This is a genomic window from Mesorhizobium sp. M00.F.Ca.ET.216.01.1.1, from assembly GCF_004010325.2.
Lineage (GTDB): Bacteria > Pseudomonadota > Alphaproteobacteria > Rhizobiales > Rhizobiaceae > Mesorhizobium.
In genome coordinates, this window is record NZ_SADR02000111.1 from 1 (window position 1) to 493 (window position 493).

Annotated in this window: 1 protein-coding gene; it reads right to left on the reverse strand. The window is 60.4% G+C overall.

The annotated features are described in order from the left end of the window. Positions 1-216: 216 nt before the first annotated feature. Positions 217-493, reverse strand: a 277-nt coding sequence (locus EN859_RS35275; RefSeq protein ID WP_135913602.1) for a DUF4399 domain-containing protein, incomplete at its 5' end; no start/stop codon positions are given.

Here is a 493-nt window from a genome sequence, read left to right on the forward strand (position 1 = left end):
CGCGAAAGGGTTTGTTGGCGGGAACGACCTGGCCGTCGTTCGGATAGCCGATATAAGCATAAGCGCCGGAAGGCGATGACGCCCCGGCCGCCACGGCAAAATCGGCCACGCCCCATGCCGCCGACGCCACCAGCGCCGCGATTGCGATGAGTTTGTACATGAAGGTCTCTCCGTCCTCAGCAGGCCGCGTCGAATGCGCGGTACACGATAAACGCGCTAGTCTTTCTGCACGGTAATGGTGATCTTTTTCGAGTACACGGGCGGCGCAAACGGCACGTGATTGTGGTCACCAAGAATGAGTTGCAGCGTGTGCTTGCCTGGCGGCAACTCGATACGCGCATCGGTTTCGCCCGCGCCGAAATGCAGGTGATTGCGGTCCGAGGGTATCTCCTGGTCCATCGGCGGCAAGTCCACGTCGATGAGCAGATGATGATGCCCTGTGTTCGGATACTTCACGCCCTTCGGCGCCACGCCCATATAGCGCAAGCCGAAC